The sequence below is a fragment of the Pseudomonas sp. GM_Psu_1 genome, assembly GCF_026544185.1.
GTDB lineage: Bacteria > Pseudomonadota > Gammaproteobacteria > Pseudomonadales > Pseudomonadaceae > Chryseomonas > Chryseomonas oryzihabitans.
This window is the reverse complement of the sequence record NZ_JALNUX010000001.1, coordinates 456,568-482,069: the sequence shown is the minus strand read 5'-3', so window position 1 is coordinate 482,069 and position 25,502 is coordinate 456,568. Positions and strand designations below refer to the sequence as shown.

Genomic DNA, 25,502 nt, shown 5'->3' with positions numbered 1-25,502 from the left:
CGACCCTATAAATCAGTTTGAGACCCCACCATGACCAACTCCGACATCGTCCAGAAGCTCTGGAACCTCTGCGACGTGCTGCGCGACGACGGCATCAACTACAGCGACTACGTCACCGAACTGGTGCTCCTGTTGTTTATCAAGATGGAATACGAACAGGCCCAAAGCGGCAACCAGTTCGAGCACAAGCTGCCCGCAGGCGCACGCTGGCCGGATCTCACCGAAAAATCCGGTCTCAACCTGCTCAACCATTACCGGCAGATGCTGCTCGACCTGGGCAAGAACGAAGATCCGCTGATTGCAGCCATCTACGCCGACGCCCAGACCCGCCTGAAAGAACCGCGCCACCTGGAACAACTGATCAAGAGCCTGGATGGCATCGACTGGTTCAGCGCCCGCCAGGACGGCCTCGGTGATTTGTATGAAGGCCTGCTGGAGAAGAACGCCAGCGAAACCAAATCCGGCGCCGGCCAGTACTTCACCCCCCGCCCGCTGATCGACAGCATTATCCGCTGCATCAAGCCGCAGCCCGGCGAAGTAATTCAGGACCCGGCCGCTGGCACCGCAGGCTTTCTGATTGCCGCCGACGCCTATATCAAGCAACACACCGACGACCTCTACGACCTCGACGAAAAAGCCCGCAGCTTCCAGCGCAACAGGGCCTTCATCGGCATCGAACTGGTGCCCGGCACGCGCCGCCTGGCCCTGATGAACACCCTGCTGCATGGCATGGAAGGCGATGAGGAAGGCGTAGTGCACCTGGGCAACGCCTTGGGCCAGGTTGGCGCCAGCCTGCCCAAGGTCGAGGTGATTCTCTCCAACCCTCCGTTCGGCACCGCCAAGGGAGGCGGCGGCCCCACCCGCGACGACCTCACCTACAAGACCAGCAACAAGCAGCTGGCCTTCTTGCAGCACATCTATCGAGGCCTGAAACCCGGTGGCCGCGCCGCCGTGGTACTGCCGGACAACGTCCTGTTCGAGGCCGGCGTCGGCACCGACGTGCGCCGCGACCTGATGGACAAGTGCAACCTGCACACCCTCCTGCGCCTGCCCACCGGCATTTTTTATGCGCAAGGCGTCAAGACCAATGTGTTGTTCTTCCAGAAAGGCACCCAGGCCAACCCGCGTCAGGAACAAGGCTGCACCCAGCGCGTATGGGTCTATGACCTGCGCAGCAATATGCCCAGCTTTGGCAAGCGCACGCCCTTTGGTGCGCAGCACCTCAAGCCCTTCGAGGACGCCTATGGCGATGATCCCAACGGCAATAGCCCACGCGCCGAAAATGTTGAGGGTATCGGCGAGCTCAGCCGCTTCCGTGTATTCACCCGCGAGCAGATCCGCGAGCGTGGCGACTCCCTGGATATCAGCTGGCTAAAGGATGCCGATAGCCTGGACGCCGCCGACCTCCCCGCCCCGGAAGTGCTGGCCGGCGAAGCCATGGCCGAACTGACCGAAGCCCTGCATGAGCTGGAAGAGTTGATGAAGGCGCTTGGGGCAGGCGATGAAGTGGCGGCGCAGAAGCAGCTGATGGCGGAGGTGATGGGGTTGGCGGTGACTGAAGAGGCTGACGCGGAGTTCAAGTCGTGAGCTGGAATATTCCGGAAACTTGGCAGATGGCAACGCTTGCAGATGTTTGCTATCGAATCGTCGATGGCTCTCATAACCCGCCTTCTGGCCAAGCAAGTGGCAAACCGATGCTAAGTGCCAAGAATATTCAGAACGGCAAAATACATTTTGATGAGTCACGTCTACTCAGCGACGAAGACTTTGAAGTCGAGAACAAGAGAACCAGCATCTCTGCTGGAGATGTGCTGCTAACAATTGTTGGAGCCTTAGGCCGTACCGCTGTCGTTCCTGAGGTACACAAAGAGTTCACGTTGCAGCGAAGCGTTGCCGTTCTCAAGCCAGAAACCATTAACTCAAGCTATCTCCGCTACTTATTAGATTCACCCGTAGCGCAAAATTTCTTCTTGGAAAATGCCAAAGGGACTGCGCAGAAAGGGATTTATCTAAAGGCACTTGGGACAATGCCGGCCCCGATTGCACCACTTGCCGAACAAACCCGCATCGCCCAAAAACTCGATGAACTGCTGGCCCAGGTCGACACCCTCAAAGCCCGCATCGACGCCATCCCCGCGCTACTCAAACGCTTCCGCCAATCCGTCCTCGCCGCAGCGGTTTCCGGGCGGTTAACAGAGGAGTGGCGTGCGCGCTCAATGCGCGCAGAGGCAAAAAATGGCTTGCACAGTCCGGAACAGACCGCTGTGTCAGCATCATGGTTTAGCTTTATTCATGATGAAATTGCAGACGTAATTGATCCACACCCGAGCCATAGGACGCCAAGCGAAGATCTTAATGGAGTTCCTTATATCGGGATTGGTGATATCAACAAACTTGGTTTAATTGACTTCGAGAATTCCCGCAAAGTCTCAAGATCAGTTTTGGATGAGCACAGAGATAGGTACTCCATCAATGATGGCGATTTCATTTTTGGGAAAATTGGCACAATTGGCTCTGCCACTAAAGTTCCAGCAGGCGGTGAATACACCATTTCTGCAAATGTAATTTTGGTAAAGCCTATTCGCGAGAAAGTCGTTCCAAGCTATCACTTTTTGTTTTGGTGCTCGCCGTTAGCTCTTGAGATTTCGGCCAAGGGAAGTAAAGCGACCTCGCAAGCGGCATTTGGCATTAAGAAGATGCGAAAGACCGAGTTGCTGTACCCCCCACTGGACGAGCAAACCGAAATAGTCCACCGCGTAGAACAACTCTTCGCCTTCGCCGACCAGCTGGAAGCCAAAGTCGCCTCAGCCAAAAGCCGTATCGACCATCTGACCCAAAGCATCTTGGCCAAGGCCTTCCGTGGCGAACTGGTGCCCCAAGACCCGAACGACGAACCCGCCAGCCTGCTGCTCGAACGCATCCAAGCCCAACGCGCCGCCGCGCCCAAGGCCAAGGCCAAGCGCACCAGAAAGGCTTCGGCCTGAGCAGACCATCAACTCGCTGAAGGAGCAGCCCCATGAACCCCAAGGATTGGATTGACCTGCTGCAACGCCTGCTCGGCTGGATCAGTGATCGACGCAATCCGGTTCGGCGACAGGCCGCGCGCGTCCTGGCAACCTTCGAGGCCCACGGCGTGGCCTGCACCGAGATCAACGCACTGCTGCCGGCCTCGCTGCAGCTGACGGCGTACCAGTGGTCCAACCCCGATCAGCTCAAGCTGGTATTGCAGCAAGCGCATCTCGATTGGATCAACCAGCATTTTGCCCTGGAGCCGGGCTGGCTGAGTGGCCTGAGCAATGCCGCTCACCAGCAGATTTTCAGTTACAAGACTCCGGCTGAACTGCATCAGTGGTTTATGCAGCACAGCCATGTCGCCGAAGGCATCGAGTTTCGCCTCTATCTGATCACCCCGGACACTCGTGTAATCAGCCCTGACAGTGAGGGCTACTACGCCTTGGTATTGGAGCAGTTGGGCGATGATCTTTCTGCCTGCAGCCGTTTCTTCCACCTGACCGAAAGTGGTCATTTCGAGCACCCTCCCAGTCTGGTGCACCTACTGCAGGTTCTGGCCATTGCCTACCACCATGGCACCATCTTCCAACGCTCACAGCTGGACACTGCCTCCCTGTATCAACTGAGCCATCATCGGGGCTTGATCCCGTCTTGGCTGGATCGCTGCAGGCCTCACCCGCTGGAGGCCGACCACGAGCTATGGCCGCACCTCTCCGGACACTCGCCCTGGCTTGATGCATTACGCGCTGAGGCCGAGGAGGGCCTGCTTCGCGCCGGGCTGACCGAAGTGGTCGCACGGCTGCACACCGATAACCAACGCTTTTCCCGCCAGCTGAGCAGCGCCCCATCGCCGACTGCTCTATCCCGCTGACAGCAAGGAGACCTATGCCCATTCCAGATTTCCAGAGCGTCATGCGCCCGGTGCTCAACGCAGTCGCCGACGGCACGCCGCTAGGCCTGAGTACACTGCGTGCACGCATTGCCGACGAATTCTTGCTCAGCGAAGAAGAACGCCATGAACGCTTGCCCTCTGGGCGCCAGACCGTGATCAACAACCGTGTGGGCTGGGCGCGCACCTACCTGAACAAGGCCGGACTGCTGAGCATTCCGGCCAAAGGCCTGGTGCAGATCACCCCGCGCGGGCTAGAAGCACTGGCCGCAGGCCCAGAGCGAATCACCGTCGGCTGGCTCAAACGCTACCCGGAGTTCGCCGAGTTCCACTCGGCCCGGCCCAGCAGGGCCGACAGTGAAGCTCTGCAAGCCGCTGTCGATGAAGACATTACTCCCGACGAGCAATTGAGCCAGGCGCACCAGGCCCTGATGAAGTCGCTGGCGGATGACTTGTTGGCCCAAGTGCGCGCCGCAACGCCCAATTTCTTCGAGCAATTAGTGGTCGACCTGATGATTGCCATGGGCTACGGCGGCTCGCGCAAGGAAGCCGGACGCGCCACCCAGCAAACCAACGATGACGGCATCGACGGCATTATCAAGGAAGACAAGCTCGGGCTGGACGTGATCTACCTGCAGGCCAAGCGCTGGACCAACACCGTGCACCGCCCAGAAATCGACAAATTTATCGGCGCCCTCACCCGTCAACGCGCGCGCAAAGGTGTGTTCATCACCACCTCGGAGTTCTCCGCCGGCGCACGAGAAGCAGCCATGGGCCTGGATATCAAAGTGGTGCTGATCGACGGCGTGGAACTGGCCCGACTGATGGTTGAAAACAGCTTGGGCTGCAGCGTTAAGCAGATATACGAAGTGAAGGAGCTGGACAACGACTATTTCATTGAGGACTGACTCATTGACCCGGTATCACTTCCCATAGCCTAGCGATGGGAATCTCTAGAAAGCCAGAGGCCGATCTGCAGTACAAAAAGCGGTACGCTGGCAGTACAGTGCCCAGCTTTTACAGATTTCGCCAAATTACGCTTGACCCGCTCTACGACGATACTTTCAGCTAACTGTACCTACGCCAGGCTACGCCCGATTTTACTGGGCTTGCAGCGTTTCTAGGCAACTCATAATCCTTTGGTCCACGGTTCGAGTCCGTGTGGGCCCACCAGCTTTCAGGAGCCGCGCGTTGCGCGGCTTTTTTGTGCCTGGATTTTGGGCTTGTGCCCTGCCTTTTCCGAGTCCTCGTGCTTTAGCCGAACGTCTGCACGAAGGGCGCAGCGCTGTGCTGGATGGCAGCGACGATCTGTGGCGCCTGCTCGCCAAGGTCAGTTGCACGCATTAGGACCAGCTCCAGCGCCTCCAACTGGGAGCGAATCACCTCGGTTGGTCGCTCCACATCGCAGACTTCCGCAAAATCCAGCAAACCCTGGCGCGAGGCAAACAGCGACTTGTTGCCCATCAACTCCAGCGCCAGAACATCCTCGGGAAGGTAGGCGGTGGTGTTGACGATGTCGTAGGCGGGCGCCAGCCGCGCATCACGCTGGGTAGGGTCGGCATAGAGCAAGCCGAAGTTCTTCAGATGCGCATCGCCATTGCCGAGGATGCAGCTCAGGCTCACCGTGGCGAAGAGTTGCGCCAGCGAAGAGCGGACATGTTCGGGCGCACAGAACAGGCGGATGGCCTTGGCGATCGCCGAGTAGCTCCTGCTGTACTTCTGCTCCGCTGCCAGCCCCATCAGGGCAGCCATATCTTCGAAGCCGAGAGGTTCAAGATGTTCGTCGCGGTCGAACCGGCGCATGACGAATAGCTTGGCGTTGCTGGAAAGGTGAAATTCCGGCACCGGAATGCCTGACTCGTGGGCCACGGACATGCAGAGGTATTCGTTGATCGCCAGGCCCGGAAATTCGTCTCGACCGCTCTTGATGATCAACTCGGCGGTTTTCGAGGTGAAGCGGGCATCCTCCCGTTCGGGCACCAGGACCTTGGGCTGTACGCCGGAGATACCGGCGCGCAGGATGTAGCGATCCACCAACTCGACGAACAGGTCTTCCGTGCCATCCCAGGCGAGAATCTCGCTGAGCCGTTCGCCTGGAAAGCGCTGGCGCTCCAGCAGTGTATCGATCTCAGGCGATGTCACCGTCACGCGACCGATGGGCGAACTACTGCCTGTCAGGGCCAGCAGAGCCATGGGATCCAGAGGTACCAGCTTGGCCAACCTGTTGCGTAGCTGCTCCAGTACATAGCCTTCTGGCAAATTCATCTGGAAGATCGGATGCAGTTCGCGGCGGCGATAGTCATCCAGGCGCACCGGCATCAGCAGACTGATGGCAGCCCTTGCCGAAGCATCGTCCTGGTAGCGGAACAGGTAGTCACCATCCTGAGCCATGAGCGCTCCGCTCCCGCCTGCCGGGGTTGCGACGCGCAGTCGGGTCTTCATCAGTCGAATACCCCCTGAATCTCGTCCAGGGTCGGCAAGGCGGCAGGGATTATCGCCAGCTCGCAATCCAAGGCTGCGAGCGCTCGTGCGTAGGCTGCCATACCGACACGGGAGTCTCCTCGCTCCACGGCGATGATCTTTTGCCGAGTAAGGCCTGCCAGCTCGGCGAGGCTCGCTTGCGTAAGGCCTCGATTAAGACGCCGCTGGCGGAGTTGGCTGCCGAGACGTTGACTGATCAGCTCGCTATCCATGTTCTGCATACGTAACAAAGTCGGTGATTTGTAACGTATACGGAACCTGAAGCTTCCAGTAAAGCCAATTCTATCGTTGTGGCAAGACGTGCCTTTTGCGTGCCTGGTGGTCGCTCTCTGGCATCACCTAAATGGCTAGACGTGCAGCAACGCCAACACCCCAACCGCCACTCCTCCCCCCGCCACCCCATACACCGCCGCCTGCAACCAGCGCCGCCGGGTCAGCAGGGTGATGGCGGCCAGGGAGATGGCGACCTGCATCAGCATGGTGGCCTGCGCCCAGCGGTGGTGGCGGTGGAGCTGGGTTTCGCTCAGGGCTTCGTTGGCATTGACCTTGGCTTCCAGGGCTTCGGCCTTGGTACGGATCTCGGCCTTTTGCTGGGCGTAGCGTTGGCTGTCCTGGGTGAAACGCTGGGCGGTGTCGGGGTTGGTCGCGAGGGCAGCGCCCAAATCGGCAAGGTTCTGTTTTTCGCCCTTGGCCTGGTAGTAGCCCCACTGGTTGGCGGCTTCGGTCTTGGCGATGGCTTCTTCGTTCTTGTAGTAGAGCGCCAGGCTCTCGGCGTTGCCGCCCTGGTAGGCGCAGAGCGCGCCGAGGGTCGCCAGGATGGCGGTGGTGACGGCGATGCGGCCGGTGAGGCTGTCACGGCGATGGGCGCCGTGGGCGGCGTGTTCCACCTCGTGGTCGTGGGGGCCGTGGACTTCGTATTCGCTGGACAAGGCTCAGCTCCGCTGCGGATTCCTGCGGCGAGGCTAGCCGGGTCTACTTAACGCCTCCTTAAGACCGGGGCAAGCGCGCCTGCAGCCAGCGGCGCAGTGGACCGGCCACCCAGCGCTGCATGGCCAGGCCGAGCAGGACGATGAGCACCAGGTGCAGCGGCAGCATCCAGCCGGGAATGGGGATGGGCAGCGCCAGTGCCTCGCCGACGTCTTCGGCCAGGTCTTCGAGGCTGTCGCCGGCCAGGTGCATCCAGCCCAGCAGGGTGCGGGTCCAGGGTTCGAGCACGCCGATCAGCGGGGTGTGGACGGCGAAGATGCACAGCGAGGCCTCGCCAAGACGCTGGGCCAGGCGGCGCACGCCGGCGCGACCGGGTTCGCCGAAGGTGGCGCAGGCCAGCAGCACCGCGGCCTGGAAGGGTGTCAGCAGGCCGTTGTGGACCAGGTAGAACCAGCGGCGGCCATCGCCTTCCAGCAGCAGGGCGCCCAGCCACAGGCCGGTCAGGCCGAACAGCAGCAGCGGCAGGCGCAGGCGCTGGGTCGTCTCGGCCACCCAGGGCTCTTGAACGGCGCGATAGAGCAGGATGCCGAGCAGGAATTCCGGCAGGCGGATCAGCGGATTGCGGTGGATGACGCCCACCGTCACGGTATCGAAGGCCTGGGCCCAGGTGGCCACCAGCGGACCGAGCAGATAGAGCCCCCAGAGCGCGGCGGCGGCCAGGGCCCAGCGGCGCAGGCGCATCAGCCGCGGACCGAGCAGCGGAAACAGCAGGTAGAAGAACAGCAGCGCCGAGATCGACCAGGCGGCGCCGTTGAGCCAGAGGAAGCGTGGCTCCCAGGATTGCAACAGCAGCAGTTGCAGGAGCACGTGGGTGGTGGCGGCCAGCCAGGACAGCGGCAGCATCTCGTCCAGCTCGCTGCCCTCTTCCAGCTGCAGATAGGGGTGCTGGTTGTAGTAGACCGGCACCCCGTGTTCCAGCCAGGAATCCTGGGACAGCCAGTAGGACAGCCCCAGCGCGACCAGCAGGGTCAGCAGGTGGATGGGATAGAGATTGCACAGCCGCCGCAGGACGAAGCCACGGGAGCTGCCCTTGAGCGCGCCCTGGCGATCCAGGCTGACATGGGCCAGCAGGAAGCCCGACAGCAGGAAGAAGGTGCTGGTGGCGAAGAAGCCCATGCCGGCCAGCCGGCGAAAGGCGTCCGGCAGATCGCTGTAGAGCCCGCCCAGGTGGTAGACGACCATGTACAGCGCCATGAGGAATCTCAGCCATTCCAGGCCGTAGTAACGGGCGGTGGGGCGGCTTGCGGTTGAAGAGGTCATGGCGGCGAATTACGGCGGATAGAATCTGATTATAAGCCGCCCGGGCAGGACCCCTGCCGATCTTCATGACAAAAGCATGACAACTGGTTTCCCAAGGTTGCCATGCACCGCTCAGGACTCCGCAGCCTGGAAGCCCTGCGGTCCCTGAACCGGGATTGATTCACCCGGCGAACGCAGGCTCCGGCAACCCCTGAACCCCGGGATCCAGGGCGAAGAGTCCACCCGCCAGCGGTTGATCGCTGAGATCGCCCCCCGGACGGATGGAGGTCACGAACAGGGTATCCAGATTGCGCCCGCCAAAGGCGCACATGGCCGGCTTCTTGACCGGTACGCTCAGGGAGCGATCCAGGCGGCCATCGGGGGTGAAGCGGTGGATCAGGCCGGCATCGTTGCCGCAGATCCAGTAGCAGCCGTCGACATCCACCGCGGCGCCATCGGGTCGGCCGGGATGGGCGTTCATGTCGACGAACAGCCGCCGGTTGCTGGGTGTGCCGGTATCCGGATCGTAGTCGAAGGCCCAGATCAGCTGACGGCTGGGATGGGAGTCGGACAGATAGAGGGTGCGGCCATCGGGGCTCAGGGCCAGGCCATTGGGCACGATGAGGTCGTCCAGCAGCAGCCGAGCGCCCTCGCCCGCCGCATGACTGTAGAGGCGTCCAGCCGGCGCGCCCTGGGCCATGTCCTGCACCATGGTGCCCACCAGGAAGCGGCCCTGGCGATCGCAGCGACCGTCGTTGCATCGCATGGCCGGCTGGGCATGGTCGAGAGCGACCAGGCGTTCGCCGCTCAGCTGGCCGGAAGCCTCGGCCTGCAGGGCGAAGAGGCCGCTTTCCAGACCGGCGAGCCAGCCGCCACCCTCGCGGGCAGCGATGCAGGCGAGCATTTCCAGTGCACTCCAGCTGTCCAGGGCACCAGCCGCGGTCCAGCGGTGCAGCCGTTTGGCCGGGATATCGACCCAGTAGAGCGCCTGTTCGGCGACCTGCCAGACCGGGCACTCACCGGTGGCGTTGCGGGCATCGACGAGCAATTCGGCAGTCATGGCGGCCCTCCTCAGTCGTCGAAGGGACCGGTGGCGACGAAGGCACCACCCTGGTAGACCATCGACGGATCGTCCGCTGCCGGCATGGGCTGGGCTTCGACCTTGGCGCGGAATGGCTCGGAGCTGTCCTTGGGCTGGAAGCCCAGGTGCGCGGCCAGGCGGTTGTCCCACCAGCTGTCGCGGTTGGCGGAGGCGCCGTAGACGATGGTATGGCCGACGTCCGGGGTGGTCAGGCTGCGCAGGATGAGATCGGTCAGGTCCTCGTAGCTCAGCCAGGTGGCGAGCATGCGGCGATTCTGCGCCTCGGGGAAGGAGGAGCCAATGCGGATGCTCACCGTCTCGATGCCATAGCGATCGAAATAGAAGCTGGCCAGGTCCTCGCCAAAGGCCTTGGACAGGCCGTAGTAGCTGTCCGGACGCTGGGGCACGCTGGCGTCGATGCGCTGATCCTGGCGATAGAAGCCGATCACATGGTTGGAGCTGGCGAAGACGATGCGCTTCACCCCGTGGCGCCGCGCGGCCTCATAGAGGTTGAAGGTGCCACGGATGTTGGCTTCGAGGATGGGCTCGAAGGCGTGCTCGGTGGAAATCCCGCCGAAGTGCAGGATGGCGTCGACGCCTTCCACCAGCGCATGAACGCCGGCCTTGTCCGCCAGGTCGCAGGTCACCACCTCTTCCGCCGGGCCTTCGGCCGCAGCCATCGGCGCGATGTCGGACAGCCGCAGGATCTCGGCATGGGGCTTGAGCCGCTGGCGCAGCTCCTTGCCCAGGCCACCGGCAGCACCGGTGAGCAGGAGTCGATGGAAGGGTGACGAGGAGACTTCGGACATGAGCGGGCGCCTTCTTATGGAGTTATTTGGCAAGAGGTACGACATCTCACCTCTTTTTGCGATTCTCGCGGGCGCCCGGGGTCCTGTCAATGCTACCTAGGCCGGCAGACAGGGTAGCCGCAGGCGGAAGGTCGCACCCTGCCCGGCGATGCTTTCCACGTGCAGGCTGCCGTGGTGTGCCTTGACGATCTGGTCGGCGATATAGAGGCCCAGGCCCAGGCCGGCGATGTTCTCGGTGCCACTGGCGCGCTCGAACTGGCGGAAAATCAGGGCCTGGTGCTCCACCGGGATGCCGATACCGTGGTCCTTGACGCTCAGCTCCACGTCGGCGCCGTCGCTGCGCAGGGAGATCTCCACCGGACGTCCGGCGCCGTATCTCATGGCATTGGTCAGCAGGTTGGTGATCACCTGCTCGATGCGGAATTCGTCCCAGTAGCCGGGCGCCGGGCCTTCGGCGTGCAACTCCACCGGGCAGCCGGCCGCGGCGAATTGCGAGGCGAAGCTGTCGACCACGGTGTTGACCAGGGCCGCGAGATCGCACTGCGAGGGGCGGATCGACAGCTTGCCGGTGCGGATGCGCGAGATGTCGAGCATGTCGTCGATCAGGTGCACCAGGCGCTGGATCTGCCGTTCGTCGCGCTCGGCCATGCCAGCCAGCTTGTCGGGGGTGAAGGCTTCCAGCTTGCCCTTGTCCAGGTACATGCGGCGCAACTGGGCCTCGAGCATCAGGGTGTTGAGCGGCGTCTTGAGTTCGTGGGAGACCATGGACATGAAGTCGTCGCGGGTACGCACCGCCTGCTGCAGCTCGACCTGCGTCTGGCGCAGTTCCGCCAGCAGGATCTCCTGCTCCTGGCGACTCTGCTCCAGGGCCACCAGCTGCTCGGCCAGGCGCTTGCGGTGCCAGTAAAGGTCGACGAACACCCGGGTCTTGCTCTTCACCGCATGGACATCGAGGGGCTTGTGCAGGAAATCCACCGCACCGCTCTCGTAGCCCTTGAAGGCATAGTTGAGGTCGCGGCCGGCGGCGCTGACGAAGACGATGGGGATGTGCCGGGTCTTTTCCAGGCCGCGCATCATCTCCGCCAGTTCGAAGCCGTTCATGCCCGGCATCTGCACATCGAGGATCGCCAGGGCGAATTCGTGCATCAGCAGCAGCTCCAGCGCGGCCTCGGCGGAGCTGGCCTGGAAGATCTCCAGCGCCTCGCTGCGCAGCAGGGCTTCCAGCGCCAGGAGATTTTCCGGCAGGTCGTCTACGAGCAGGAGCTTCGCCTGTTCGACGGGTACTTCAGCCATGGTCGCGTTCCAGCTCGATGAGCAATAGATGGATGCCCGGCACATCCAGCACGAAATCCGGGTGGAATCTCTTCAAGGCCGCCTCGGGCATGGTCGGCACCTCGGCCGATTGCGGCGACTGGACGACGGTGACCCCGCCGTTCTGCGCCAGGGCGTGCAGGCCGCTGGCCCCGTCATGGTTGGCACCGGTCAGCAGGATGCCGCAGACCTGCTCGCCCAGGGCGTCGGTCGCGCTTTCGAACAGCACATCGATGGACGGCCGGGAGAACTGCACCGGCTCGTCGCGGGACAGCGACAGGGTGAAGTCGTCCTCCACCAGCAGGTGATAACCCGGCGGCGCGAAATACAGGGTGCCCGGCAGTATAGCGTCCTTGTCCTCGGCCTCGCGCACCCGCAGGGCCAGCCGCTGCTGAAACAGCTCGGCCAGGCGCGAGGTGCGATCGTCCGGCAGGTGCAGCACCACGGCCAGCGGCAGGCGGTAACTGGCCGGCAGGGTCGAGAGCAGGCGCAGCAGGACCTGCAGCCCGCCGGCAGAGGCTCCGATGACAATGAGGCGCAACGGCTTGCGGGGCGGGAACATGCTAGAGCCTGCGGAACAGCCGTTCCTGCTTCACCACCGGCTCGAAGTGGTTGGCATAGGCGGAGAAGTCCAGCGACTCCTTGCTGCCCAGGCCGAGAAAGCCGCGGTGGCTCAGGGACTCGTGGAACAGCCCGAGCGCCCGATTCTGCAGATTCTTGTTGAAGTAGATGAGCACGTTGCGGCAGGACACCAGCTGGGTCTCGGAAAAGACGCTGTCGGTGGCCAGGCTGTGATCGGCGAAGGTCACGTTGGCGATCAGCGACTTGTCGAACAGCGCGCCGTCGTAGGCTGCGGTGTAGTAGTCGGAAAACGCGCGGGTGCCGCCGGCCTTCTGGTAACTGGCGGTGTAGGCGCGCATCCGCTCCAGCGGAAAGATGCCCTGGCGGGCCTTTTCCATGGAGCGCGGATTGATGTCGGTGGCATAGAACAAGGTGCGGTCGAGCAGCCCTTCCTCCTGGAACAGGATGGCCATCGAGAAGACCTCCTCGCCGGTGCTGCAGCCGGCGATCCACACCTTGAGCGAGGGATAGGTGCGCAGGACCGGTACCACCTGCTGGCGCAGGGCAAGGAAGTAGCCCGGATCGCGAAACATCTCGCTGACCGGGATGGTGATGAATTGCAGCAACTCGGCGAACAGCGCCGGATCGCGCAATACCCGCTCCTGCAGCGCCGAGATGCTCGGACAGTCGAAGCGCGTCAGCGCCTGCAGCACCCGGCGCTTGAGCGAGGCCTTGGAGTAGTTGCGGAAGTCGTGGCTGTACCTCAGGAAGATGCCTTCCAGCAGCAACCTTAGCTCGATGTCCTGCAGCCGTTCGCTCATGACCTACAGCCGCTCCAGCGACGGCATCCAGACGCGGATCAGCGAGAACAGCCGGTCCAGGTCGATGGGCTTGGCCAGGTAGTCGCTGGCGCCGGCGGCGAGGCAGCGCTCTTGGTCGTCCTTCATGGCCTTGGCGGTGATGGCGATGATCGGCAGCTTCTTCATGTGCGGTCGCTTGCGGATCTCGCGCATGGCTTCGTAGCCATCCATCATCGGCATCATGATGTCCATCAGCACCAGGTCGATGGTGTCGCTGTTGTCGAGCTTTTCCAGCGCCTCCAGGCCGTTGCGGGCGATCTCCACCTTGGCGCCCTTCTGCTCCAGGGCGCTGGTGAGGGCGAAGATGTTGCGCACGTCGTCGTCCACCAGCAGCAGGGTGCGGCCGTCGAAGGCCTTCTCGCGGCTGCGGGCGCTTTCCAGCATGCGCTGGCGATCGAGCGGCATGTCGGCCTCGATCTTGTGCAGGAACAGGGTCACCTCGTCGAGCAGCCGCTCGGGCGAGCGCGCGCCCTTGATGATGATGGAGCGCGAATACTTGAGCAGCGCCGCCTCTTCGTCGCGGGTCAGGCTGCGCCCGGTGTAGACGATCACCGGCGGGAAGGAGCAGATGTCTTCGCTGGCCATGCGCTGGAGCAGTTCGCCGCCTTCCATGTCGGGCAGCTTGAGGTCGATGACCATGCAGTCGTAGACCTCGTCGCGCAGCAGTTCCAGGGCCTGGCTGCCCATCTCCACCGCGGTGATCTCCACGTCCACGTCGCCGATCAGCTTGGCGATGCTGTCGCGCTGCAGGGCGTCGTCTTCCACCAGCAGCACCCGCTTGATGCCGGCGGCGAACTTGGCTTCCAGGCGAGTGAAGGCCTCGCGGAGTTCGTCGCGGGTGGTGGGCTTGATGGCGTAGCCGACCGCGCCCATGTGCATGGCCGTCTCGATGCGATCCGAGGCCGAGACCACGTGCACCGGGATGTGGCGGGTCAGCGGATTTTCCTTGAGCCGTTCCAGCACCGTGAGACCGGAATGATCGGGCAGGCCCATGTCCAGCAGGATGGCATCCGGACGGTATTCCAGGGCCGCGGCGAAGCCTTCCTCGGCGCGATGGGCCACCAGGCAGCTGTATTTCAGCTCGTGGGCCAGATCAAAGAGGATCTGCGCGAAGGGCACCTCGTCTTCGATCACCAGCACCCGGCGATCCGGATAGGGCCAGTCGTCCCGGTCGTCGGCGAAGGCCGCTCCCACGGGAGCCGCCGCCTCGGTGATCGGCGGTGCAGCCGGCGGACGCGGGGTGGCGGCCAGGGCCGGCAGGGGCGCGGATGCCGCAGCCGGCGCGGTGTTCGCGGCAGGGGCGGTAACCGGGGTGATGGGTAGAGCAGGCGCAGCGGCTTCCTGATACTCCAGCGGCAGGCGCAGGGTGAAGGTGCTGCCCTCCCCCGGCTGGCTGGTGACGCTCAGGGTGCCGCCTAGCAGCAGTGCCAGGTCACGGGAGATCGACAGCCCCAGGCCGGTGCCGCCATAGCGCCGGGTGATGGCGCCATCCGCCTGGCGGAAGGCCTCGAAGATCAGCTCCTGCTGCTCGGCGGCGATGCCGATACCGGTATCGCTCACCGCGAAGCTGGGCTGGCCGTCTTCCAGCGAAAGGCGCAGGGTCACCTGGCCGTGCTCGGTGAACTTGAAGGCGTTGGACAGCAGATTCTTGAGGATCTGCTCGACCCGCTGGCGATCGCTGAAGAAGGCCGGCGGCATCCGCGCGTCCAGCTCCACCACGAAGGCGACACCCTTGTTCTGGGCCACCGGCTCGAAGGCGGTCTTCAGGGCTTCCACCAGGCGGCGCACGGACAGCTGCTCCGGGCGGATCTCCAGCATGCCGGCCTCGACCTTAGAGATGTCGAGGATGTCGTTGATCAGGGTCAGCAGGTCATTGCCCGCCGAATAGATGGATTCGGCGTAGCGCACCTGCTCGCCGCTCAGGTTACCGGCCGGGTTGTCGGCCAGCAGCTTGGACAGGATCAGCGAGCTGTTCAGCGGTGTGCGCAATTCGTGGGACATGTTCGCCAGGAATTCGGACTTGTACTGACTGGCCCGTTCCAGCTCGCGCGCCCGGTCTTCCAGCATCTGCTGGGCTTCGTTGAGGCGATTGTTGCGGTCGTCCAGCACATCGCGCTGCTGCAGCAGTTCCTGGGCCTGTTCGGAGAGCTGCTCGTTGGTCTGCTCCAGCTCCGCCTGCTGCTGCTCCAGATGGACCTGGGACTCCTTGAGCGCCTGGGACTGCTCTTCCAGCTCTTCGTTGGCGGTGCGCAGTGCTTCCTGCTGAACCTGGAGTTCTTCGTTGAGTTGCTGGGTTTCCGCCAGGACCTGCTGCAGGCGCTGGCGATAGCGCGCAGCTTCCACCGAGGAGCCGATGGAATCGGCGATCAGGGTCAGCAGCTCCTCATCCTGCGGGCGCAGGGCACGCAGGAAGCCCAGCTCGACCACGCCATTCACCCGGCCGTCGTTCTCGATGGGCACGATGAGCGCTGCGCTGGCCTGGCGTTCACCCAGGGCCGAGTTGACCTTGAGGTAGTCGGCGGGCAACTGCTCCAGCGCCATGACGCGACCGTCCAGCACCGCCTGACCGGCCAGACCCTCGCCCGGCGCCAGGCGCTGGCGCCGACGACGGCCCTCGTCGTCCAGGGCGTAGTCGGCGACGCGCTCCAGACTGCCGTCGTCGAGTCGCACATAGAGGGCGCCGGCCGCAGCGCCGAGATAGCGCGCCAGGAATTGCAGGATGCTCTGGCCCAGCGGCGCCAGTGACGCCTGGCCGATGACGGCTTCCGACAGCTGATTCTGGCCCGAACGGAACCAGCTCTGCCGTTCCAGATTGTCGGTGTGCTCGGCCTGCTGATCGAGCAGCCGGGTATAGGTCGCGGAGAGTCGCATGAGCTCGCGGCGCCCGAAGAAGGCCATGATGCCCGACAGCAGCAGGCTGACGATCAGGAAGGCGGCGACGAAGATCACCGTCATGCGACTGGCCGTCTCGGTGCGCTCGGCGCGCATCTGCTCTTCGTAGGCGATGAAATCGGTGTAGTCGCGGCGGATGCTGTCGATGCGGTTCTTGCCCTGGCCATCGTTCAGCGGCGTCTGGAAATCGCCACCCAACCGCCGCGCATCGATCACCCGGCTCGCATAGTCGCGCCACTCGCGATGCACCGCTTCGATCCGTTCCAGGCGCCGGATCTGCACGGCACTGTCGCTGACCAGATTCTTCAATTCATCGAGCTGCGGCTCGACATTGGGCAGCGCGCGTTCATAGGGCTGCAGGAAGGCAGTATTGCCGCTCAGCAGATAGCCGCGCATCCCGGTTTCCAGGTCGACCACCAGGCGGAAGTTGGCATTGGCCTCGCTGATGACGCGGTCGGTATGCTCGACCCACTGGGTGACCTTCAGCAGGTAATAGATGATGGCGATAAAGAAGATCGCGCTGAAGACACCGATGCTCAGAGGCAGGGAGAGATTGCGCTTGAGGATCTGGCTGAAATGCTTCTGATCGAGGGGCGACTCGCGATTCATGGGGTCTGAAAGCCTTGTACGGGACAAAACGGTCGGCGACGGCAAAGCCTCGGCCTGCGGAGGGGTGTCGTCACTGACCGTGGCACCACCGGCGGTCGATCAAGGATACCGGTGTGGTGGGCCGGCAGGCCTCGAACAGGGCTGCAGGAAGCGCCCTCGCCTAGCGCGGACCTCTTGCCCTCAAGCCCCTGCCGCTTCGGTTGCGCTGACCCCTAGGTCAGCCAGTCGATTGCGGCACCGGGGCCGCGATCCGGCCGTGGGTTCAGCGACGAGCAATCACCCAGACGGCATGGATGATACCCGGAATGTAACCCAGCAGCGTCAGCAGGATGTTCAGCCAGAAGGCGCCGCCGAAGCCGACCTGGAGAAAGACGCCCACGGGCGGCAGGATGATGGCGAAGATGAGGCGGATGAGGTCCATTTCAGGCTCCAGTAGCAGGCAGGCAAGAAGATGCCTCTAAGACTGGCAGGGCCTGAATCAGGTTCCGGCAGGCAATAAAAAACCCCGCCGAAGCGGGGTTTCGCAGACCTAACCCAACATCCTTGTCGGGCCGCCAATCCTTGGCCATCTATCCCTGTAAGTCTCTGCCCGACATCCTTGCCGGGGGGCCATCCTGGCCACATTTCCTTGAAGTCATCTGGAGCGCTGGGCACATCCTGTACCGCGATCCGATGGGTGTAGATTACGCAGCTACCCGGGTGTAGGCGATGGCTTATCGCGGCGACGTCATGTAAGCCAAAGCTTACACGACATGGCTTTTCACCTTTTCCGTCAACAGCTTAGAAGGCCTCCTCGGCCAGGGCGTAGAGCGGCTGGGCGCCGCTGCGCACGGCGGCCGCCAGGCTCAGGGTGCGCGGCAGCAGGCGGGCGAAATAGAAGCGTGCGGTGGCCAGCTTGGCTTCGGCGAAGGCCGCGTCCTGCTCCGCCGCGGCAGCCGCGGCCCGTGCCCAGAGATAGGCATAGGCGACATAGCCGAACAGGTGCAGGTAGTCCACCGAGGCGGCGCCGAGCTCATGGGGGTCGCTGGCGCCGGCCTGCAGCAGCCACTCGGTCGCGCCGTCCAGCTGATCCAGGGCCTGGCGCAGGGGCGCGGCGAATTCGTTGTCCGCCGGCAGGCTGGCGAGATAGCCATGGACCTCTTCGCTGAAGGGCCGGTAGAGGGCGCCGCGACTGCCGGCCAGCTTGCGGCCGACCAGGTCGAGGGCCTGGATGCCGTTGGTGCCTTCGTAGATCTGGGTGATGCGCACGTCGCGCACCAGCTGTTCCTGACCCCATTCGCGGATGTAGCCATGGCCGCCGAACACCTGCTGGCCGGCGACGCAGAGTTCCAGGCCGAGATCGGTGAGGAATCCCTTGGCCACCGGGGTGAGCAGCGCCACCAGGGCTTCGGCGCGTTCGCGCTCGGCCGGCTCGGGGCTGTACTTGGCGGTGTCGAGTTGCAGGGCCACATAGCTGGAGAACAGCCGGCCGCCTTCGTTCAGCGCCTTCATGGTCAGCAGCATGCGCCGCACATCGGGGTGGACGATGATGGGATCGGCGTTCTTGGCGGCCTGCTGGATACCGGCCGGGGAGCGGCTCTGCAGGCGTTCGCGGGCATAGGCCAGGGCGTTCTGGTAGGAGCGTTCGCTCGAGCCCAGGCCCTGGATGCCGACGCCCAGGCGCTCGTAGTTCATCATGGTGAACATAGCGGCCAGGCCCTTGTTGACCTCGCCCACCAGGTAGCCGACCGCGCCATCGAAGTTCATCACGCAGGTGGCGGCGCCCTTGATGCCCATCTTGTGTTCCAGGGAGCCACAGGCCACGGCGTTACGCGCGCCCAGAGCGCCCGCCTCGTCCACCAGGATCTTGGGCACCAGGAACAGCGAGATGCCCCGGGAACCGGCCGGCGCATCGGGCAGCTTGGCCAGCACCAGGTGGATGATGTTCTCGGTGAGGTCGTGCTCCCCGGCGGTGATGAAGATCTTGGTACCGGTGACCCGGTAGCTGCCGTCGGCCTGGGGCTCGGCGCGGGTGCGGATCAGGCCCAGGTCGGTACCGGCATGGGGCTCGGTCAGGCACATGGAGCCGGCCCACTGGCCACTGTAGAGATTGGGCAGGTAGGCCTGCTTCAGGGCTTCGCTGCCATGGGCGTGCAGGGCCAGGCAGGCGCCGGCGCTAAGCATCGGATAGAGACCGAAGGCCAGGCAGCTGGCGTGCATCATTTCCTCGACCTGGGCGGTGAGCACCTTGGGCATGCCCATGCCGCCGTATTCGGGATCCCCACCAACCCCCACCCAGCCGCCTTCGGCAAAGGCCTGGTAGGCCTGGCGGAAGCCCTGGGGCGTGGTCACTTCACCGGCTTGCCAGTGGCAGCCTTCTTCATCGGAATTGCGATTGAGCGGCGCCAGTTCCTGGGCGCACAGCTTGCCGGCTTCTTCGAGGATGGCATCGGCGGTCTCGCCGTCCACCACCTCGGCCAGGGCGGGCCACTGACTCCAGCGGTCCTTGACCTTGAGGACGGCATCCAGCACGAAACGGATATCGCGAAGCGGCGGGGTGTAGTCGGCCATGTCGAGTCTCCTCGGAAGGTGTTCTTGTCGGTATGACCCGAGTGTAAGACCGAACCGGAAGGGAGACATAGGTTCATGATCTGACCTGATGGTCAGCCGATCGGAGGTCTGCAGTAGGTGTTTTTTTCGCGGACGCGAAAAGACGAAAACCCCGCCGGAGCGGGGTTTTCAGTGGAGCGACGACGCCTCAGTAGCCGAGGGCGAAGTCTTCCTCGGCCAGGGCCATCAGGCTGCCGGCGCCGGCCAGCAGCGCCTCGGCATGGGCGCGGGTACGGGGCAGCAGGCGCTCATAGTAGAAGCGCGCGGTGGCCAGCTTGGCCTGGTAGAAGGCGGCCTCCTCGGTACCGGCGGCCAGCTTCTCGGCGGCGACCCGGGCCATGTCGGCCCAGAAGTACGCCAGGCAGCAGTAGCCGGAGTACATCAGGTAGTCGACGGCGGCGGCGCCCACCTCTTCGCGATCCTTCATGGCGGCCATGCCGACCTTGAGGGTGATCTCGCCCCACTCCTTGTTCAGCTTGGCCAGCGGCTCGACGAAGGCCTTGAGCTGGGCATTCTCGGCGTTGGCCTGGCAGAACTTGTGCACCACCTTGGTGAAGGCCTTGAGGGATTCACCCTGGGTCATCAGCACCTTGCGACCCAGCAGGTCGATGGCCTGGATGCCAGTGGTGCCCTCGTAGAGCATGGCGATGCGGGCATCGCGCAGATTCTGCTCCATGCCCCACTCGGCGATGTAGCCGTGGCCGCCGTAGATCTGCACGCCGTGGCTCGCCGCCTCGAAACCCACCTCGGTCATGAAGGCCTTGGCGATGGGGGTGAGGAAGGCCAGCTGGGTCTCGACCTGCTGCTTCTGCTCTTCGTCCTGGCTGTACTTGAGGATGTCCACCAGCTTGGCGGTGTAGTAGATCATCGCCCGGCTGCCTTCGGCGAAGGCCTTCATGGTCAGCAGCATGCGGCGCACGTCGGGGTGCACGATGATGGGATCGGCGGGCTTCTCGGGCGCCTTGGGACCGGTCAGGGACCTCATCTGCAGCCGCTCGCGGGCGTACTTCAGACCGCCCTGGAAGGCCACCTCGGCATGGGCCAGGCCCTGCAGGGCGGTGCCGATGCGGGCGAAGTTCATGAAGGTGAACATGCAGTTCAGACCGCGATTCGGCGGACCGATCAGGAAGCCGGTGGCGCCGTCGAAGTTCATCACGCAGGTGGCGTTGCCGTGGATACCCATCTTGTGTTCCAGGGAACCGCAGTGCACGGCGTTGCGCTCGCCGGCCGCGCCGCTGGCGTCGGGCAGGCGCTTGGGCACGATGAACAGCGAGATGCCCTTGGTGCCGGCGGGGGCGTCGGGCAGGCGGGCCAGCACGATGTGGACGATGTTCTCGGCCATGTCGTGTTCACCGGCGGAGATGAAGATCTTGGTGCCGGTGATGGCGTAGCTGCCGTCAGCACGCGGCTCGGCCTTGGTGCGCAGCATGCCCAGGTCGGAACCGCAGTGGGGTTCGGTCAGGCACATGGTGCCGGTCCACTCGCCGGTCACCAGCTTTTCCAGGTAGGTGTGCTTCTGCTCGTCGGTGCCGTGCTGCTCCAGGGTGTTCATGGCGCCGTGGGACAGGCCGGGGTACATGCCCCAGGACCAGTTGGCCTGGCCGACCATTTCCGACAGGGAGATGCCGAGGGATTCGGGCAGGCCCTGGCCACCGTGGGCCGGGTTGTGCGCCAGGCTCGGCCAGCCGCCTTCGACGAACTGGGCATAGGCTTCCTTGAAGCCATCGGGGGTCTTCACCCCGTCTTCGCTCCAGGTGCAGCCCTGCTGATCGCCGATGCGATTGAGCGGCGCCAGGACCTGTTCGCAGAACTTGGCGCCTTCTTCGAGGATGGCGGAGACCATGTCGGGAGTGGCGTCGCCGCACCCGGGCAGGCTCTGGTAGTGCGCGTCATAGCCCAGGAGTTCGTCGCGGACGAAGCGGATGTCCCGCAGGGGGGCTTTGTAATCGGGCATGACTGTTACCTCTTTGCGAATGCTTGTTGTCGAGGGTGGCGGCAGCGTCGCTGCAGACCTGCCGCCAGGGCGTTTAAACAGTCGTTTGAAACTAATGTTCCAGGCCTGGCCTTGTCAAGCGTGGCGAGGACGAGCGGAACGACCGGTCAGTCCGCCAGGGCCAGGGCTTCGTCCAGGGCCGCCGCCGTCGCCGGACGTACCAGCCGCGCCAGTTCCTGGCCGTCCTTGAAGACGATCAGCGTGGGCCAGAGCTTGACGCGAAAGGAGCGTCCCAGGCGGCGGCCGGGGCCATCCTCGATCTTGAGATGGCGCACGCCGGGGTAGTCCGCGAGCGCCGTGGCCAGCAGCGGCTGGGCGGCGCGGCAGTGTCCGCACCAGGGTGCGCCGAACTCCAGCAGGGTGACACCCGGCAGGGCGTCGACATCAGCGCGGGCGGGCTCCTTTTCCGCATAGGTGGTCGTCATGGTCATGGCGGGGGCTCCTGAAGTCGGTTCCAACGGTGGACAAGTCGCTGGCGGGACTGCTCGGTCACGGGAAAAGGACTAGGGTCGATCCTGCGGTACGCCCCGATGTCATGACAATAAAACAAGGCGCTCCATTTCTGCCTCCGTCTCCGCCCTTTCCCGAGGCCCGCCATGAGCCAGACAGCGACTTCCGTTTCACCCGCCACCCTGCGCAAGGTCATCTCCGCCGCGTCCATCGGCAACTTCGTCGAATGGTTCGATTTCGCCCTCTATGGCTTTCTCGCCACCCTGCTCGCGGCGCACTTCTTTCCCAGTGGCGACGCCACCGCCGGCCTGCTCAAGACCTTTGCCGTCTTTGCGGTGGCCTTCGCCTTCCGGCCACTGGGCGGCATCGTCTTCGGCCTGCTGGGCGACCGCATCGGCCGCAAGCGCACCCTGGCGCTTACCATCCTGATCATGGCCGGCGCCACCGCCCTGATCGGCATCCTGCCCAGCTACGCCACCATCGGCATCTGGGCGCCGATCCTGCTGACACTGATCCGCTGCGCCCAGGGCTTTTCCGCCGGCGGCGAATACGCCGGGGCCTGCGCCTATGTGATGGAGCATTCACCGCGCGATCGCCGCGGGCGCTACGGCAGCTTCGTACCGGTCTCGACCTTTCTCGCCTTTGCCAGCGCGGCCCTGACCGCCTGGGGCCTGGAGCGACTGCTGGGCGCCGCCGCCATGGCCGACTGGGGCTGGCGCGTCCCCTTCCTGGCCGCCGCGCCGCTGGGTCTGATCGGTCTCTATCTGCGGCTGAAGCTGGACGAGACTCCGGCCTTCCAGGCGTTGGAAGCGGACCATGAGGTCAGCCATTCGCCGCTGGGCGAGACGCTCAGGCTGCAGGGTCGCTCGATCCTGCGCCTGGGCGCCTTCATCTCGCTGACGGCGCTGTCCTTCTATATGTTCACCACCTACTTCTCCACCTACCTGCAACTGGCCGGCGGCTTCGACCGGGCCGCGGCCCTGGCCATCAGCCTGATCACCCTGTTCGCGGCGGCGGCGGCCTGTCCGGTGCTGGGACGCGTCACCGACCGCATCGGCCGGCGCATGACCACGGTGCTGGCCAGTCTGGTGCTGGCGGTGGGCGTCTATCCGGCGCTGCTGCTGGCCAGCAGCGGCCAGTTCGGCAGCGCCCTGTTGGGCTCGCTGCTGCTGGGCGCCGGGGCGGTGCTGTGCAACGTGGTGACCGCACCGCTGCTCAGCGAGGTCTTCCCCACCCGCACGCGCTACACCGCCGGGGCCATCACCTACAACCTGGCCTACACCATCTTCGGCGGCACCGCGCCGCTGATGGCGACCTGGCTGATCGGCGCCACCGGCAGCAATCTCTCGCCGGCGCTCTACCTGATCCTGATCGCCCTGCTCGGCCTGATCGGCGGCCTGAGTCTGCCCGAGACTTCGCGCATCGATCTGGACGAGGTCAGCGAAGGCGGTGAAACGACCTATCGCGCGGTGCGCGGCTAGACCGCTCGTCCCTTGACCGGCACTTCCTCCGGGTCCATCTGCCGATAGGCAAAAGGCCCGGAGTTTCGACATGCCCGCCGCTCACGATCTGCAACGCTTCCTCGACGCCCAGGCCGACACCTATGCCACCGCCCTGGCGGAGATTCGCGCCGGGCGCAAGCGCAGCCACTGGATGTGGTTCATCTTTCCGCAGATCCAGGGGCTGGGCCGCAGCGAGACGGCGCAGCGCTACGCCATCGCCTCCCGCGACGAGGCCAGTGCCTACTTGGCGCATCCGCTGCTGGGACCCCGCCTGCGGGAGATCACCGCCGCCGCGCTGGAGCATCCGCAGCTGTCGGCCACGGCGCTGTTCGGCCAGCCGGACGATCTCAAATTCCATTCCTGCCTGACCCTCTTCGCCGCCGTGGCCGAAGACCCCGAACCCTTTCGCCAGGCGCTGAAGACCTTTTTCGCCGGCCAGCCGGACGAAGCCACCCTGACGCGACTCTGCTAGCGCCAGAGCTCGGGTAGCGCCCCTTCCCGTCCGGTCACCGGATCAGTCAGTGGCACAGGCACTTGGGCGATCAATTCGACTGAACGGGCATGGGCGGCCGGATCGGCGCGCTGGGTGATGAAGTCCTGCCGATCGGGCGGATAGGCGCCCACCACCAGGAAATCCGCGCTGGATTCCAGGTTGCGGTGCCCGGTCCCTGCCGGCAGCACCACCACGTCGCCCGCGGTCACCTCCACATCCCGCCCCTGCTCGCCACCCAGCCGCAGCCGCGCCTGGCCGCGCGCCACGCCAAGGACTTCATGGGCATTGGGGTGATAGTGATGATAATCGTAGACGCCATAGCGCCATTGCGGCGGCCAGGCGTTGTCGGCGAACAGCCGCTCCAGGGCGGCGGCGCGGTCTGAGCCGGCCAGGGGAACCTGGCGATAGAGCAATACGGGCAGGCGACTGTTGGGGATGACGCCATCGTCGGCGAAATGCAGTTGTTCGGGCTGACCGGCACCCACCGGCGCGGCCAGGGCCAGGGCGGCGGGCGCCAGGCCCAGCATCAGGGAAAGGACGGACAGAGACGGACGATGCGGCATGCGGGACTCCCTCGGGGCTTTGCCAATGGAGGCCGGCCTGGTGCCCGGGTTCAGCGCCCGCGACGAGGGGTCAGGCCAGCCATTCCCGCAGCAGCGCCGAGGTGCGCTCCGGCAGTTCCAGCGGCGGCAGGTGACCGCAGTCGTCCAGCACCACCAGGTGCGAATCCTGGATGCCGGCGTGCATCAGCTCGGCTTCGGCCGGCGGGGTCAGCTGGTCCTGGGCGCCCACCACGATCAGGGTCGGGATGCGGATCCCTGCCAGGGTCGGGCGTGAGTCGGGGCGGTCGATGATCGACTGCTGTTGGCGCAGGAAGGCCTCCTTGCCCACCGCCTTGCCCATGGCCAGCACGGTATCGGCCACCGGCGTGCCCAGGCGCGAGGGGTGGATCAGCCGCGGCAAGAGTTGCGGACTGATACCGAGGAAACGCCCGCGCTCGGCCAGTTCGAGCATGGCGCGGCGCTGGGCGGCGCGCTCCGGGGCGTCCGGGCTGGCCATGGTGTCGAACAGTGCCAGCCGCGCTACCCGTTCCGGCGCCTGGCGCAAGATCTCGAAGGCCACGTAGCCACCCATGGACAGGGCGCCCAGGGCGAAGCGCGGCGGCGCCTCGGCCAGCACCCGGCGCGCCAGGGCAGGGATGCCCAGGTCGCGGGTGAGGTCGGGAATGAGCACCGGACAGACGTCGGCCAGGTCGGCGGCCTGAGCGGCCCAGAGACGGCTGTCGCAGAGCAGGCCGGGAAGCAGGATCAGCGGAAGGGTATCGGTAGCGGTCATCACTAAGGACTTGAGAGACACTGCGGAAAACGCGCAGTGTAGCGCGGATCACCAGCGAACCCCGTGGGCTTCGCGGGTTCCAAGGGACATTGCCAAGGATCCGGAAACATCCATGCGTACTGAAGGCTTCTTCGACTGGCTCGGCGCCGCGCTCGGCCAGGTCATCCGTTTCATCATCGATCTGTTCGGCTCGGTGCTCGGCGGCCTCGCCGACGCCGTGCACGACTTTCTCCATGGCATGGCCCGCTCCATCGGCATGGACGACTCCTATATCAGCTTCGTCGTCCTGGCCATCGGCCTGCTGCTGCTCTACGCCGCGGTACGCGCCTTCATGGCGCGCTCGGTGGTGGGCGGCGTCATCTGGCTGATTCTCGGCCTGATGGTGATGAGCTGGCTGATCCGCGGCTGA

At 64.4% G+C, this 25,502-nt stretch carries 23 protein-coding genes; 7 read left to right on the top strand and 16 right to left on the bottom strand.

The window, feature by feature from the left end; genetic code table 11:
* Window positions 1-30 precede the first annotated feature (30 nt).
* Genes OXS31_RS02275 through OXS31_RS02260 form a run of 4 tightly spaced genes read left to right on the top strand, consistent with a single transcriptional unit; the run spans window position 31 to window position 4,809 of the window.
* Complete coding sequence (locus OXS31_RS02275) at window positions 31-1,587, top strand: N-6 DNA methylase (protein ID WP_267397819.1); 1,557 nt, start codon at window positions 31-33, stop codon at window positions 1,585-1,587.
* A complete protein-coding gene (locus tag OXS31_RS23425) occupies window positions 1,584-2,984 on the top strand; it encodes a restriction endonuclease subunit S (RefSeq protein WP_267397818.1) in 1,401 nt (466 codons plus the stop codon). The genes OXS31_RS02275 and OXS31_RS23425 overlap by 4 nt, the downstream gene beginning before the upstream one ends.
* 32 nt (window positions 2,985-3,016) lie before the next feature.
* Window positions 3,017-3,883: a hypothetical protein gene (locus OXS31_RS02265; protein WP_267397817.1), complete on the top strand. Its 867-nt coding sequence runs from the start codon at window positions 3,017-3,019 to the stop codon at window positions 3,881-3,883.
* Between the two features lie 14 nt (window positions 3,884-3,897).
* On the top strand, window positions 3,898-4,809 hold the full coding sequence (locus tag OXS31_RS02260) for a restriction endonuclease (RefSeq protein WP_267397816.1): 912 nt from the start codon (window positions 3,898-3,900) through the stop codon (window positions 4,807-4,809).
* A gap of 346 nt (window positions 4,810-5,155) precedes the next feature.
* Here OXS31_RS02260 and OXS31_RS02255 read toward each other — a convergent pair whose 3' ends face one another.
* The 14 genes from OXS31_RS02255 to OXS31_RS02190 form a co-directional block, all read right to left on the bottom strand.
* Window positions 5,156-6,343 (bottom strand): type II toxin-antitoxin system HipA family toxin, encoded by a 1,188-nt coding sequence (locus OXS31_RS02255; protein ID WP_144954328.1) that lies wholly within the window; start codon window positions 6,341-6,343, stop codon window positions 5,156-5,158.
* Entirely contained in the window at window positions 6,343-6,594 is a 252-nt protein-coding gene (locus OXS31_RS02250) for a helix-turn-helix domain-containing protein (protein ID WP_026083668.1), read from the bottom strand. Before OXS31_RS02250 ends, OXS31_RS02255 begins: the two co-directional genes overlap by 1 nt.
* A gap of 135 nt (window positions 6,595-6,729) precedes the next feature.
* Window positions 6,730-7,311: a DUF4337 domain-containing protein gene (locus OXS31_RS02245; protein ID WP_027597506.1), complete on the bottom strand. Its 582-nt coding sequence runs from the start codon at window positions 7,309-7,311 to the stop codon at window positions 6,730-6,732.
* A 58-nt stretch (window positions 7,312-7,369) separates the two neighbouring features.
* The gene (locus tag OXS31_RS02240) at window positions 7,370-8,629 is read right to left on the bottom strand and encodes an acyltransferase family protein (protein ID WP_186381119.1); all 1,260 of its coding nucleotides are present in this window, start codon (window positions 8,627-8,629) and stop codon (window positions 7,370-7,372) included.
* 160 nt (window positions 8,630-8,789) lie between these two features.
* On the bottom strand, window positions 8,790-9,668 hold the full coding sequence (locus OXS31_RS02235; RefSeq protein WP_077171065.1) for an SMP-30/gluconolactonase/LRE family protein: 879 nt from the start codon (window positions 9,666-9,668) through the stop codon (window positions 8,790-8,792).
* An 11-nt stretch (window positions 9,669-9,679) separates the two neighbouring features.
* A complete protein-coding gene (locus OXS31_RS02230; protein ID WP_027597503.1) occupies window positions 9,680-10,498 on the bottom strand; it encodes an NAD(P)-dependent oxidoreductase in 819 nt (272 codons plus the stop codon).
* 96 nt (window positions 10,499-10,594) lie between these two features.
* Window positions 10,595-11,791 carry a hybrid sensor histidine kinase/response regulator gene (locus tag OXS31_RS02225; RefSeq protein ID WP_027600709.1) on the bottom strand — a complete coding sequence of 399 codons (1,197 nt, stop codon included), beginning with the start codon at window positions 11,789-11,791 and terminating at the stop codon, window positions 10,595-10,597.
* Window positions 11,784-12,371, bottom strand: coding sequence for a chemotaxis protein CheB (locus tag OXS31_RS02220; RefSeq protein WP_044342245.1), 588 nt, complete (start codon window positions 12,369-12,371; stop codon window positions 11,784-11,786). The genes OXS31_RS02225 and OXS31_RS02220 overlap by 8 nt, the downstream gene beginning before the upstream one ends.
* A gap of 1 nt (window position 12,372) precedes the next feature.
* Window positions 12,373-13,191: a protein-glutamate O-methyltransferase CheR gene (locus OXS31_RS02215; RefSeq protein WP_027597501.1), complete on the bottom strand. Its 819-nt coding sequence runs from the start codon at window positions 13,189-13,191 to the stop codon at window positions 12,373-12,375.
* 3 nt (window positions 13,192-13,194) lie between these two features.
* The gene (locus OXS31_RS02210; RefSeq protein WP_267397810.1) at window positions 13,195-16,731 is read right to left on the bottom strand and encodes a response regulator; all 3,537 of its coding nucleotides are present in this window, start codon (window positions 16,729-16,731) and stop codon (window positions 13,195-13,197) included.
* A gap of 262 nt (window positions 16,732-16,993) precedes the next feature.
* On the bottom strand, window positions 16,994-17,152 hold the full coding sequence (locus OXS31_RS02205) for a YqaE/Pmp3 family membrane protein (protein ID WP_007159763.1): 159 nt from the start codon (window positions 17,150-17,152) through the stop codon (window positions 16,994-16,996).
* Window positions 17,153-17,511: 359 nt separating this feature from the next.
* A complete protein-coding gene (locus OXS31_RS02200) occupies window positions 17,512-19,281 on the bottom strand; it encodes an acyl-CoA dehydrogenase C-terminal domain-containing protein (protein WP_267397808.1) in 1,770 nt (589 codons plus the stop codon).
* 187 nt (window positions 19,282-19,468) lie between these two features.
* Window positions 19,469-21,274, bottom strand: a complete 1,806-nt coding sequence (locus tag OXS31_RS02195) for a phenylacyl-CoA dehydrogenase (RefSeq protein ID WP_027600706.1) — start codon at window positions 21,272-21,274, stop codon at window positions 19,469-19,471.
* Between the two features lie 146 nt (window positions 21,275-21,420).
* Window positions 21,421-21,744 carry a thioredoxin family protein gene (locus OXS31_RS02190; protein WP_027600705.1) on the bottom strand — a complete coding sequence of 108 codons (324 nt, stop codon included), beginning with the start codon at window positions 21,742-21,744 and terminating at the stop codon, window positions 21,421-21,423.
* A gap of 165 nt (window positions 21,745-21,909) precedes the next feature.
* On the opposite strand from OXS31_RS02190, the gene OXS31_RS02185 reads away from it, so the two are divergent.
* On the top strand, window positions 21,910-23,244 hold the full coding sequence (locus OXS31_RS02185) for an MFS transporter (protein ID WP_267397804.1): 1,335 nt from the start codon (window positions 21,910-21,912) through the stop codon (window positions 23,242-23,244).
* A 70-nt stretch (window positions 23,245-23,314) separates the two neighbouring features.
* Complete coding sequence (locus OXS31_RS02180) at window positions 23,315-23,737, top strand: DUF1810 domain-containing protein (RefSeq protein WP_027600703.1); 423 nt, start codon at window positions 23,315-23,317, stop codon at window positions 23,735-23,737.
* Here OXS31_RS02180 and OXS31_RS02175 read toward each other — a convergent pair.
* Together OXS31_RS02175 and OXS31_RS02170 are read right to left on the bottom strand one after the other, a co-directional pair.
* Window positions 23,734-24,321, bottom strand: a complete 588-nt coding sequence (locus OXS31_RS02175) for a cupin domain-containing protein (RefSeq protein ID WP_267397803.1) — start codon at window positions 24,319-24,321, stop codon at window positions 23,734-23,736. The two genes, OXS31_RS02180 and OXS31_RS02175, sit on opposite strands and share 4 nt — an antisense overlap.
* 70 nt (window positions 24,322-24,391) lie before the next feature.
* Window positions 24,392-25,093, bottom strand: coding sequence for an alpha/beta fold hydrolase (locus OXS31_RS02170; RefSeq protein WP_267397802.1), 702 nt, complete (start codon window positions 25,091-25,093; stop codon window positions 24,392-24,394).
* Window positions 25,094-25,205: 112 nt separating this feature from the next.
* On the opposite strand from OXS31_RS02170, the gene OXS31_RS02165 reads away from it, so the two are divergent.
* Window positions 25,206-25,502 carry a hypothetical protein gene (locus OXS31_RS02165; protein ID WP_007159771.1) on the top strand — a complete coding sequence of 99 codons (297 nt, stop codon included), beginning with the start codon at window positions 25,206-25,208 and terminating at the stop codon, window positions 25,500-25,502.